Annotated in this window: 11 protein-coding genes; 10 read left to right on the top strand and 1 reads right to left on the bottom strand. The window is 69.4% G+C overall.

Annotation, left to right across the window (positions count from 1 at the left end):
* The first annotated feature begins 62 nt into the window (after window positions 1-62).
* The 9 genes from HXX10_RS15170 (at window position 63) to HXX10_RS15130 (ending at window position 9,360) form a co-directional block, all read left to right on the top strand.
* Entirely contained in the window at window positions 63-572 is a 510-nt protein-coding gene (locus HXX10_RS15170; protein WP_296523485.1) for a GNAT family N-acetyltransferase, read from the top strand.
* 286 nt (window positions 573-858) lie between these two features.
* Complete coding sequence (locus tag HXX10_RS15165) at window positions 859-1,908, top strand: MaoC family dehydratase (protein WP_296523483.1); 1,050 nt, start codon at window positions 859-861, stop codon at window positions 1,906-1,908.
* 140 nt (window positions 1,909-2,048) lie between these two features.
* A complete protein-coding gene (sdhC, locus tag HXX10_RS15160; protein WP_296523481.1) occupies window positions 2,049-2,459 on the top strand; it encodes a succinate dehydrogenase, cytochrome b556 subunit in 411 nt (136 codons plus the stop codon).
* Entirely contained in the window at window positions 2,456-2,845 is a 390-nt protein-coding gene (sdhD, locus tag HXX10_RS15155) for a succinate dehydrogenase, hydrophobic membrane anchor protein (RefSeq protein ID WP_296523479.1), read from the top strand. The genes sdhC and sdhD overlap by 4 nt, the downstream gene beginning before the upstream one ends.
* A 3-nt stretch (window positions 2,846-2,848) precedes the next feature.
* Window positions 2,849-4,684 (top strand): succinate dehydrogenase flavoprotein subunit, encoded by a 1,836-nt coding sequence (gene sdhA / locus HXX10_RS15150; RefSeq protein ID WP_296523478.1) that lies wholly within the window; start codon window positions 2,849-2,851, stop codon window positions 4,682-4,684.
* 2 nt (window positions 4,685-4,686) lie between these two features.
* Window positions 4,687-5,469: a succinate dehydrogenase iron-sulfur subunit gene (locus HXX10_RS15145; protein ID WP_296523476.1), complete on the top strand. Its 783-nt coding sequence runs from the start codon at window positions 4,687-4,689 to the stop codon at window positions 5,467-5,469.
* A gap of 288 nt (window positions 5,470-5,757) precedes the next feature.
* Window positions 5,758-7,440 (top strand): methyl-accepting chemotaxis protein, encoded by a 1,683-nt coding sequence (locus tag HXX10_RS15140; protein ID WP_296523474.1) that lies wholly within the window; start codon window positions 5,758-5,760, stop codon window positions 7,438-7,440.
* 251 nt (window positions 7,441-7,691) lie between these two features.
* Window positions 7,692-8,495 carry a DUF2092 domain-containing protein gene (locus HXX10_RS15135; RefSeq protein ID WP_296523472.1) on the top strand — a complete coding sequence of 268 codons (804 nt, stop codon included), beginning with the start codon at window positions 7,692-7,694 and terminating at the stop codon, window positions 8,493-8,495.
* A gap of 478 nt (window positions 8,496-8,973) precedes the next feature.
* On the top strand, window positions 8,974-9,360 hold the full coding sequence (locus HXX10_RS15130) for a DUF6515 family protein (protein ID WP_296523471.1): 387 nt from the start codon (window positions 8,974-8,976) through the stop codon (window positions 9,358-9,360).
* A 71-nt stretch (window positions 9,361-9,431) separates the two neighbouring features.
* On the opposite strand, the gene HXX10_RS15125 is transcribed toward HXX10_RS15130, so the two are convergent.
* Window positions 9,432-10,316: a zinc-binding alcohol dehydrogenase gene (locus tag HXX10_RS15125; protein WP_296523469.1), complete on the bottom strand. Its 885-nt coding sequence runs from the start codon at window positions 10,314-10,316 to the stop codon at window positions 9,432-9,434.
* A 206-nt stretch (window positions 10,317-10,522) separates the two neighbouring features.
* On the opposite strand from HXX10_RS15125, the gene mdoH reads away from it, so the two are divergent.
* The coding region (gene mdoH / locus HXX10_RS15120; protein ID WP_296523466.1) for a glucans biosynthesis glucosyltransferase MdoH at window positions 10,523-12,146 on the top strand (1,624 nt) is incomplete at its 3' end.

Raw genomic sequence — 12,146 nt, 5'->3', positions numbered from 1 at the left:
CCCTGCAGGATAAGTATCCAAGACCTCTTGATGCGGGTCGGTGCGTTGGCTCTAATTGAGTCATGAGCACCGTCCTGATCGAGATTCGCCGTGCCAAAGCGTCCGATGCGACATCGGTCGCGGCGGCGCACGACGAGGCTTGGCGGACCGCCTATCGCGGCATCATTCCGGGCCCCGAGCTCGAGAAGCTGGTGACGCGGCGCGGCCCGGCCTGGTGGGACGGCGCCATCCGCAAGGGCAGCCGCGTCTCGCTGTTCGTCTTCGGCGACACCATCGCGGGCTACTCGAACTACGGCCGCAACCGCGCCCGCAGCCTGCCCTACGAGGGCGAGATCTACGAGCTGTACATGCGGCCGGAGTTCCAGGGCCTCGGCTTCGGCCGGCGGCTGTTCACGGCGGCGCGGCGCGACCTCGCCCAGAACGGCATGAAGAGCATCGTGGTGTGGGCGCTGTCCGACAACGGGCCGGCGCTCGACTTCTACCGCGCGCTCGGCGGTCGTCCGGTGGCGCGCTCGTCCGAGACCTTCGGCGCCAAGACGCTCGACAAGATCGCTTTCGCCTGGCCGGCGTGAGGTTGCCTCGCTGCGAGGTCTCCGGCGGGGCTCTGGCTCCGGGAACCGACGCGTCAGTCGTCCCGCGAATTCACCGCATTCCGCTCATTCTCGCGCAAGCGGGAATCCAGTTCTTGATCCAGGCCCTTGGGTCCCCGCTTTCGCGGGGACGAGCGGAAGAAAGCCGTCCCGCGCCCGGGAATGACGGCTCCGCGCCCCCGACCACGTCATTTGACCGATTGCCAAGCGCCCGGCCGGCGCGGTACGTTTCGAGCGTCCCAGCCACCGACCCCCACCTGTCAGCACGATGGCCAAGACCAGTTCGGGGCGCTACTTCGAAGACTTCCGTATCGGTGACGTCATCCGGCACGCGGTGCCGAGGACCGTCACGACGGGCGATGTCGCGCTGTACACGGCACTGTACGGGTCACGCTTCGCCGTCCAGAGCTCGGACGCCTTCGCGCGCGCGGTCGGCTATGCACAGTCGCCCGTCGACGATCTCCTCGTCTTCCATGTGGTGTTCGGCAAGACCGTGCCGGACATCTCGCTCAACGCCGTGGCCAATCTCGGCTACGCCGAGGGCCGCTTCCTGAAGGCCGTCTATCCGGGCGACACCCTGACGGCGACCTCCGAGGTCATCGGCCTCAAGGAAAATTCGAGCCGCCGGACCGGTGTCGTCTATGTGCGCTCCACCGGCTGGCGGCAGGACGGCGAGAAGGTCCTCGACTACGTCCGCTGGGTGATGGTCAACAAGCGGGACGAGGCGGCCAAGCCGCATACCGAGCTGGTGCCGGAGCTCAAGACCTCTCTCGACCCCGCCGATCTCGGCGCCGCATGCCCGCCGATCGACGTCGCCGCCTGGGATTTCGGCCTCGCCGGGGCGCCGTACCGCTTCGACGACTACGCGGTCGGCGAGAAGATCGACCATGTCGACGGCATGACCGTGCAGGAGGCCGAGCACCAGCTCGCCACCCGGCTCTACCAGAACACGGCCCGCGTGCACTTCAACCAGTTCCTGCAGGTGCGCACCCGGATCGGCCGGCGGCTGATCTATGGCGGCCACGTCATCTCGCTCGCCCGCGGGCTCTCCTACAACGGGCTCGCCAACGTGTTCCACATCGCCGGCATCAACAGTGGCGCCCATGTCTCGCCGCTGTTCGCTGCCGACACCGTGTTCGCCTGGTCCGAGGTGCTCGACCGCGCCGCCTTGCCGGGCCGCGACGATGTCGGGGCGCTGCGGCTGCGCCTGGTCGCGACCAAGGACCGCACCTGCGAGGAGCACCCGCTGCGGGTCGGCCACGACTACGAGCCGGGCGTCATCCTCGACCTCGACTACTGGGCTCTCGTGCCGCGTTGACCGGGCCGCCGTGATCCCATGTCGCGGCGGGTCGGTCATGCAAGCATGTGATCCCGGGCATCCGCCCGCAAGCGCAGATTGGGCATTGCACAAGAGACGCGCTTCTGCTTCAAGGAACTGGCCTTAATTGGAGTAATTCCATGGCTGAACGCCCGGCGCGCGTCGAGCGGCCGCTGTCGCCGCACCTCCAAGTCTATCGTCTCACCTTCTCGTTCCTGATGTCCGGGTTCCACCGGGTCACCGGGATCGTTCTCTATGTCGGCTTCCTGCTGGTGGTGTGGTGGCTGCTCGCCGCCGCCTCCGGCCCCAACGCCTATGCCTGGGTGCAGTGGTTCATGAGCACCTGGATCGGGCGGCTGGTGCTGCTCGGCTTTAGCTGGGGGCTGATCCACCACTCGCTCGGCGGCGTCCGCCACCTGATCTGGGACACCGGCCGGGGCTTCGAGCCGAACGAGCGCGAATGGCTGGCCCGGTCGACCCTGATCGGGTCGATCTCGCTGACCCTGCTCGCCTGGATCATCGGCGGCTTCGTCATGGGAGGCCTGCGATGAAGGTGACCAGCATCCGCACCCCGCTCGCCAAGGTCCGCGGTCTCGGCTCGGCCAAGTCGGGCACCGAGCACTGGTGGGAGATGCGGCTCACCGCGATCGCGCTGGTGCCGCTGACATTCGCCGCTGTCGTGATCGTGATCTCGCTGATCGGCCGCAATCACGCGGCCGTGGCGCAGATCCTCGGATCGCCGCTGGTCGCCATCATCATGCTGCTGTTCATCTACAGCACCACGCTGCACATGCGACTCGGCCTGCAGTCGGTGATCGAGGACTATGTGCACGGCAAGGCCATGAAGACGGCCCTGCTGATCGCCAACACGTTCCTCACCATCGTGCTCTGGCTCGCCTGCACCTACGCGATCCTCAAGCTCTCGTTCGGAGTCTGACCGATGGCCGCTAACGGTTCCGGAAACGGCGCAGTGCCGGCGGTGAACGGCCGTGCCTATCCGCTCGAAGACCACACCTGCGACGTCGTCGTGGTGGGCGCCGGCGGCGCCGGCCTGCGTGCCGTCGTCGGCTGCAGCGAGGCCGGCCTGCGCACCGTCTGCCTGACCAAGGTGTTCCCGACCCGCTCCCACACGGTGGCGGCGCAGGGCGGTATCTCGGCGGCGCTCGGCAATATGGGCCCGGACGACTGGCGCTGGCACATGTACGACACCGTCAAGGGGTCGGACTGGCTCGGCGACCAGGACGCCATCGAGTATCTGTGCCGCAACGCCCCGGCCGCCGTCTACGAGCTCGAGCATTGGGGCGTGCCGTTCTCGCGCACCGAGGAAGGCAAGATCTACCAGCGGCCGTTCGGCGGCATGACGACGAATTACGGCCAGGGCATCGCCCAGCGCACCTGCGCGGCCGCCGACCGCACCGGCCACGCCATGCTGCACACGCTCTACGGGGCGGCGCTGAAGCACTCGGCCGAGTTCTATGTCGAGTATTTCGTGCTCGACCTGATCATGGACAGCGAGGGCGCCTGCCGCGGCGTCGTCGCCCTCAATCTCGACGACGGCACGCTGCACCGCTTCCGCTCGCAGATGACCATCCTGGCGACCGGCGGATACGGGCGTGCCTATTATTCGTGCACGGGCGCCCACACCCAGACGGGCGACGGCAACGCCATGGTGCTGCGCGCCGGCCTGCCGCTGCAGGACATGGAGTTCGTCCAGTTCCACCCGACCGGCATCTACGGCTCGGGCTGCTTGATCACCGAAGGATCGCGCGGCGAGGGTGGCTATCTGGTCAATTCCGAGGGCGAGCGCTTCATGGAGCGCTATGCGCCGTCCGCCAAGGATCTCGCCTCGCGCGACGTCGTCTCCCGCGCCATGACGATCGAGATTCGCGAGGGCCGCGGCGTCGGCAAGAGCAAGGACCACATCTTCCTGCACCTCGATCATCTCGATCCCAAGATCCTGGCCGAGCGTCTGCCGGGCATCTCGGAGAGCGCCAAGATCTTCGCCGGCGTCGACGTCACCAAGGAGCCGATCCCGGTGCTGCCGACCGTCCACTACAACATGGGCGGCATCGCCACGAACTATCACGGCGAGGTGCTGGTCAAGAAGGATGGCAACCCCGACCACGTGGTGCCCGGGCTGATGGCGCTCGGCGAGGCGGCCTGCGTGTCGGTGCACGGTGCCAACCGGCTAGGCTCCAACTCGCTGATCGACCTCGTGGTGTTCGGCCGCGCCGCGGCGCTGCGCTGCGCCGACGTTCTCGAGGCTGGCGCCAACCAGCCGACCCTGGCGAAGGACGCCGGCGACTTCGCGCTGGCGCGTCTCGACCGCTTCCGCAACGCCTCGGGCTCGACGCCGACGTCCGAGCTGCGCACCAACATGCAGCGGGTCATGCAGAACAACTGCGCGGTGTTCCGCACCGGCGAGGTTCTGTCCGAGGGCGTCAAGCTGATCGACGAGGTTCTGGCCAGCGCCGCCGACGTGAAGGTGTCGGATCGCTCGCTGATCTGGAACACCGACCTGGTCGAGACGTTGGAGTTCGACAATCTCATCGCCCAGGCGGTGGTGACCATGAACTCCGCCGCCAACCGCACCGAGAGCCGCGGCGCGCACGCCCGCGAGGACTTCCCGGACCGCGACGACAAGCAGTGGATGAAGCACACGCAGGCGTGGCTCGACCCCGAGACTCGCAAGGTCACGATCGACTACCGGCCGGTGCACACCTACACGATGACGAACGAGATCTCGTACATCGAGCCCAAGGCGAGGGTTTACTGAACATGGTCGAATTCACCCTGCCCAAGAACTCGCGGGTCACCGACGGCAAGGTGTGGCCGGCCCCGGTGGGGGCGGCCAATACGCGAGAGTTCCGCGTCTATCGCTGGAACCCGGACGACGGCAAGAATCCGCACGTCGACACCTTCACGGTCGATCTCGACGACTGCGGCCCGATGGTTCTCGACGCGCTGCTGTGGATCAAGAACAAGATCGATCCGACCCTGACGTTCCGGCGCTCGTGCCGCGAGGGCATCTGCGGCTCCTGCGCCATGAACATCGACGGCGTCAACACGCTCGCCTGCACCAAGGATCTCGGCGAGATCAAGGGGCCGGTGAAGGTCAATCCGCTGCCGCACCAGCCGGTCGTCAAGGATCTGGTGCCGGACCTCACCAACTTCTTCGCCCAGCACGCGCTGGTGCAGCCCTGGCTGCAGACCGACACGGTGGCGCCCGAGAAGGAGTGGACGCAGAGCCGCGAGGACCGCGAGAAGCTCGATGGCCTCTACGAGTGCATCCTGTGCGCCTGCTGCTCGACCTCGTGCCCCGAATACTGGTGGAACCCGGACCGCTATCTCGGCCCGGCCGCGCTGCTGCACGCCTATCGCTGGGTGATCGACTCGCGCGATGAGGCGTCCGGCGAGCGGCTCGACCTGCTCGAGGATCCGTTCCGCCTGTATCGCTGCGTCACCATCATGAACTGCTCGAAGGCGTGCCCGAAGAGCCTCAACCCGGCCAAGGCGATCGCCGAGCTCAAGAAGCTGATGATCGAGCGCCAGAAGACCTGACCGATCGGCGTCGCGCCGGCGGCGCTCCGGTTTCGTTTGTCGACGCGGCCGCCTCGGGGCGGCCGTTGTCGTTCAGGGCCTTTTGTCCGGTGCCATCCCCCGGGCCGGCGTCGGGATGCGGGCCGCGATGCGCGTCGGGATGCGCGACGCGCGGATCAGATCCTCGGAAGTTGCGGGCTGAAACTGCCGAATCAGGGGTCGGGGCGGCTGCGCGATCCGAAACCGGTAAGCTGGTATTAAGCCCATATGCGTAGCCTGGGTCACCCGCCGTCCACAGGTGACCCAGCCATGCTCAAAGCTTTCGACCGCGTCTTCACGCGTATTCTCGCTTTGTCGCTGCTCGCACTCGTCGCTCTCGGTCTGTTCGGCCTGTTCGTCATCCAGGAGAGCCGGAGCAACCTGTTCGAGCAGAAGAAGGCCGACATCAAGCACGTGGTCGAAGGCGCCGTCGCCATCGTCAAGGGCTATGCGAAGCGAGCCGAGACCGGCGAGATGAGCCAGGCGCAGGCGCAGGCCGAGGCCAAGAAGGCGCTGACGGCGATCCGCTACGGCAACAACGACTACGTGTTCGTCTACGACTTCCGCGGCGTCAATCTGGTACAGCCGCTCAAGCCCGAGGTGATCGGCACCAGCCGCATCGGCGAGCGCGACCCGCAGGGCGTCTATTACGTCCGCGAGTTCATCGAGAGCGCCAAGCGCGGCGGCGGCCACGTGATCTATCAGTACCAGCTCCCGCAGAGCCAGGACCGCGCCTACAAGATCTCCTACGCGTCCGGCTACGCCCCGTGGGAATGGATGGTGGCGACCGGCGTGGTGATGGAGGACATCGAGGCGATCCACGCGGCGACGCTGCGCAACGTGCTGATCGCGCTCGCCGTTGTCGGCCTGGTGCTGCTCGCCGGCACGGTCTGGGTGACGCGATCGATCGTCGGTCCGCTCAAGCGGCTCACCGGCTCGCTCGACCGCCTCGCCTCCGGCGACATCGAGGCCGAAGTGGCGGGCGCCGACCGGCGCGACGAGTTCGGGACCATCGCACGCGCCGTCGTCGGTGTGCGCGAGGCGGTGCGCACGAAGCTGCTCGGGCGCCAGCAGGACGAGGCACAGGAGCGCGCCGAGCGCGAGCGCCGCGAGCTTCTGGGCGGGCTCGCCCAGTCGCTCGACGAAAAGGTCAATGCGGTCGCCGACCAGGTCGAGCGCGCCGCCCGCGAGCTGGTCGACACGGCCCGCTCGATGCAGGGCGTGTCGGCGGCGGCGCGGCGCGAGGCGGGCTCCGCCTCCGAGGTCAGCAAGGTCGCCTCCGATCACGTCACCGATGTCGGCGGCGCCACTGGCCAGCTCGACCACGCCATCGGCGAGATCGGCGGCCACGTCAACGAGTCGGCCCGCATCGCCGGCGACGCGGTGGCGCAGGCCCGCGAGGCCGACCGCATCGTGCGCACGCTCTCCGATGCCTCCGCCGAGATCGGCAAGGTGGTGTCGCTCATCCAGGCGATCGCCGGGCAGACCAACCTGCTGGCCCTCAATGCCACCATCGAGGCGGCGCGCGCCGGCGAGGCCGGCAAGGGCTTCGCGGTCGTCGCCCAGGAGGTCAAGGCGCTGGCCGGCCAGACCGCCAAGGCGACCGAGGAGATCTCCAGCCGCATTACCGCCGTGGTCGACGCCACCGGTCATGCGGTCGCCGCCATCCACAGCGTCGATACCACCATCGGCCGCATCAACGAGATCGCCGCGACCATCGCGTCCGCCGTGCAGGAGCAGGCCGCCGTGACGGCCGAGATCTCGCGCTCGATCGGCCAGACGGCAGGCGAGACCGCGTCGCTGTCGGCGAGCCTCGGCCAGCTCCTCAAGGCTGCCGACGACACCAGCTCGTCCTCCGAGGTGGTGGTGATGTCGGCCTCCGGCCTGTCGGAGCAGGCCCGCACTCTGAAGGTCCAGGTGGAGGAGTTCGTCGCCCGCATCAAGGCGGCCTGACGGCTCGCGCGCCGACGCGTCCGGCCCGGCCCGGACGCGCATCCGTCGGGCCGTCGGCTCGACGTCCGTCGACCATCGTGCCGTCGCACGACGTCGCCCTGCCGCGCCGACGCCCGGCGCGGCGCCCATGGCCGGCGGTCCCAGGTTGCGGTGCAGTGTTACTAAGTATTTCCGAGAGATAAGCAATTTCTTCACGCGTCGGAGTCTGAATGGCCGCACCCCCCGAGGTCACTCAGTCCGGACGTAAGCTCATGGTTCCGAAAATCAGAGGCTTGGTTCCCAAGCTCACGGCTTTGGCCGCAGCCCTGCTGATCGCAGGCGCCGTCGCGCCTCTCGATGCCGCGCCGCGCGCCAAGAGCGTGCCCCCTCCCGTGGCGTCGATCGATCCGGCCGTCGTCGCGGCCTTCGACCGCATGAGCGAGTATGTGGCGGGCCTGCGCTCGTTCGAGCTGGCGACGACGTATTCGTTCGACGTGGTGGCCAAGAACGGCCAGACCGTCACGGTCGACGGCACCGGGCACTATCTCGTCCGCCGTCCCGACAAGCTCGTCGCTACGGTGAAGAACGACCTGTTCGCCCGGACCTATGTCTACGACGGCAAGACCCTGGTGATCGCCTCGCCGGACGAGAAATACTACGCCCGCATCGCGGCCCGGCCGACCATCCGGGAGATGCTCGCCGGTGCGGCCGCCGAGCACGCCATCGAGATTCCGGCCGCCGATCTGTTCGACCTCGGCACCCCGGCCGCCGCGTCGAAGCACGCGACCGGCGCGTTCCGGGTCGGCACCGCGACGATTGGCGGTGTCGCCGCCGACCACTACGCGTTCCGCAGCAAGGACCGCGACTGGGAGGTGTGGATCCGCTCCGGCGACAAGCCGGTGCCGCTGAAGTTCACGCTGGTCGATCGCGACCAGCCGTCCCACCCCCGCTACACCGTGACGTTCGTCTGGTGGGATCGCAGCGATATCCCCGATGCCGATTTCGTCTTCTCGCCGGCGCCGGACCAGAAGCCGATCGGCATCCTGCGCATCGGCAAGACCCAGGGGAGCAAGTGACATGGGCGCGATGTTCGTCGTCCCGCGCCGCGGGTCCCTCCGCACTGTTCTGCTCGGCGCCTCCGTGCTCGGCCTGGTGCTGGCGCCGCAAGGCGTGATGGCCCGCGACTTCGACCGCGGCGGCGGCGATTTCCGCGGTGGCTTCCGGGCCGACCGGCCCGACCGCGGTGACCGGGCGTTCCACGGCGCGCCCATGAATCTCGGGCCGCATTTCAACGCGCCGGCCCGGATGCCGGACGTCAAGCCGACGCAGTTGCGACCGGAGCCGCCCGGTCCCGGGCCTCGTCCCGGCCCTGGCCCCGAGCCCGGCCCGCATCCTGGTCCCGGTCCCGAGCCTGGACCCCATCCTGGTCCCGGCCCTGGTCCCGGCCCTGGCCCTGGCCCCGGTCCTGGCCCAGGCCCGCACCCGCCGGGACCATTGCCCCCCGGCCCATTGCCCCCCGGCCCATTGCCCCCCGGCCCATTGCCCCCCGGCCCATTGCCCCCGGGACCGCTGCCTCCCGGGCCGCATCCGCTGCCTCCTGGTCCGCTGCCTCCCGGCCCGCTGCCGCCCAGGCCGCTGCCACCACCACCGCCTCCGCCGTACGGCTACCACCCCGGCTATTATCCGGCGCCGTACTACCCGGACTACCGGACGGGCGCTTGGGTCGCCCCGGCGGTCGGCGCAGCGGTCGGAGCGACGATCGCGATCGGCTCGATCGTCAGCGCGCTGCCGGACGGGTGCGAGACCATCGAGTTCAACGGCTCGGCCTACGCGCAGTGCGGCGGCACCTGGTACGAGCCGCAATTCGACGGCAACCGAACCATCTATGTGGTGGTCGGCTCGCCGCTGCCGACGCCGCCGCCGGTGATGCGGCCGCAGTGACGGGCACGGCGCTCGCGCCGGCCTGAACGTCCACGGCGTCGATGCCGCTCCGGCATCGGCGCCGCAGGTCGCTACTCCGCCCCGTAGTCGATCAGTGGGCACAGCCCATCGCCGTCCGGTGCCAGGATGGCGCCGAGCTTTTCAGGCAAGGCCGCGAACCGGACCGCCGGTGCCAGCAGGGCGTCGAGCCGATCGTCGGCGAGCAGCGCGAGCGCTGCCTCGAGCCGGCGGCGATGCGTCCAGCGCGGACGGTGCGACGGCGCGACCTTGCCGACCTGGCTCGATCTCAGGGTCAGGCGCCGGCTGTGGAAGGCGCCGCCGAGCGGCGCCGCCACGCTGGTCTCGCCGTACCAGCTCAGCTCCAGCACGGTCGCCTCGTCGCCGGCGAGCCGCAGTGCGGTCGCGAGTCCCGCGGCGCTGGCGCTCGCATGCACGACGAGGTCGCAGTCGTCCGGCGCTGCCTCTGGCTTGGCGAAACGAAGGCCGAGCGCGGCCGCGATCTTGTCGCGCGCCGGCGCGACATCGACCACGGTCACGTCGGCGCCCGGCAGCGCGGCGCACAGACGCGCGACCAGAAGCCCCACTACGCCGGCCCCGACCACGGCGATGCGGTCGGCCGGCCCGGGTGCTGAGTCCCACACGGCGTTGAGGGCCGTCTCCATGTTGGCGGCCAGCACGGCGCGCGACGCCGGCACGCCGTCCGGCACCGGCACCACGGCATCGGCCGGCACGACGAAGCGGGTCTGGTGCGGATGCAGCACGAACACGGTGCGACCGCGCAGGGCCTCCGGCCCGGTCTCGACCCGCCCCACCGTGGCGTAGCCGTACTTGACCGGGAACGGGAAGGCGCCGCCCATGAAGGGACCGCGCATGCGCGTGTGCTCGCTCGCCGGCACCCGGCCCGAGAACACCAGCCGCTCGGTGCCGCGGCTGATCGCGCCGAACAGTGCCCGCACCAGGACATCGTTCGGTCCCGGCGGTTCGATCAACTCTTGTTGAACCTCGGCGCGGTGGGGTGCGACATACCACAGCGTCGCCGCGGAGGGGGAATCCGAGTCAGGTGCGACGATCTCTCGGGTCACTCGCAAATCCGTTATTGGACCGGTCGACCGGCCTATCGATATACCCGCGCGGGACGTTCAAGGGCAGGGGGGAATCCGGAATGTCGGCAGGGGCGACCGTGGCGCGGCCCGCGGAGGCGGGACGCGGCCTGTCGATCGGCGCGCGTCGGGGGCTGTTCGCACTGCTGGTCGCTGCGACGGTCGCGGGCCTCGTCGTCCTGATGGTGCGCGTGCTGGCGCCCGGCGGCTTCGGTGTCGTCGATCTGGTCATCACCGCATTGTTCGCCGTCACGCTGCCGTGGACCGTGATCGGCTTCTGGAACGCCGTCATCGGCTTTCTGATCCTGCGCTTCGCGCGCGATCCCGTCGCCATCGTGTTGCCGGCCGCCGCGCGCGCCGCGCCGCATGCGGCGATCACCGGCTCGACCGCGATCCTGGTGTGCGTGCGCAACGAGGTGCCCGAGCGGGTCATCCGCAATCTTCGCCCGCTGCTCGCCGGCCTCGCCGAGTCGGGTTTCGCGGCGCGCTTCCACGCCTATGTGCTGAGCGACACCAATGATCCCGCCATGGCGAGCGCGGAGGAGGCAGGCTTCGCGGCACTCGGCGAGGAGCTCCGCGACCGGCTGGCCCTGACCTATCGGCGGCGCAGCGAGAACGCCGGCTTCAAGGCCGGCAACATCGCCGATTTCTGCAACCGCTGGGGCGACCAGCACGACTACGCCGTCACGCTCGATGCCGACAGCATCGTGCCGGCCGAGGCGGTGCTGCGCATGGTGCGGATCGTCGAGGTCGATCCTAAGCTCGGCATCCTGCAGGGCCTGGTCGTCGGCATGCCGGCGACCAGCGCCTTCGCCCGCCTGTTCCAGTTCAGCATGCGGCTCGGCATGCGCTCCTACACGGTCGGCAGTGCCTGGTGGCAGGCCGATTGCGGCCCCTATTGGGGCCACAACGCGGTGCTGCGGCTGAAACCGTTCCGGCTGCATTGCGAGCTCTCCGCATTGCCCGGCACCGGTCCGCTCGGCGGCCATGTGCTCAGCCACGACCAGATCGAGGCCGTGCTGATGCGGCGCGCCGGCTACGAGGTGCGGGTGCTGCCGGAGGAGAACCTCGGCTTCGAGGAGAACCCGCCGACCCTGATCGAGTTCGTCCGCCGCGATCTGCGCTGGTGCCAGGGCAACATGCAGTACTGGCGTTTCCTCGGCCTGCCGAAGCTCGCGCCGGTCAGCCGCTATCAGCTCGTCTTCGCCATCCTGATGTTCTTCGGCTCGCCGGCCTGGATCGGCCTGATGCTTTTGGGCGCCGCGGTGGCGCTCGCCTCGCCGGCCGGCGCCGTCGATTCTCATGCGGCTCGCGCGCTGTTCTGGATCCTGCTGCCGATGTGGTTTGCGCCGCAGCTCGCGACGCTCGCCGACCTCGTCACCCGGCCGCAGGGGGCGGCGCCGTACGGCGGTCGTCCGGCCCTGCTGATCGGTGCGGTCGCGGCGATGACGTTCATGCAGCTCCTGGTGCCGGTGATGTGGCTCGCCCACACGATCTTCCTCGCCGGCCTGCCGTTCGGCCGCGCGGTCGGTTGGGGCGCCCAGGCGCGCGACGACCACGCCGTGCCGGCTGCGACCGCGCTGCGCCTCTTGTGGCCGCAGAGCCTGCTCGGCGTCGGCGTGCTGGCGGCGCTCGTCGTCGCAGCGCCCGACGCGCTGCCCTATGGGCTGGTGCTCGCCGCGGGGC

The organism is Rhodoplanes sp. (assembly GCF_013377085.1).
GTDB lineage: Bacteria > Pseudomonadota > Alphaproteobacteria > Rhizobiales > Xanthobacteraceae > Rhodoplanes.
Note: the sequence above shows the minus strand (reverse complement) of the source record. Positions and strands in the feature narration are given on the sequence as shown.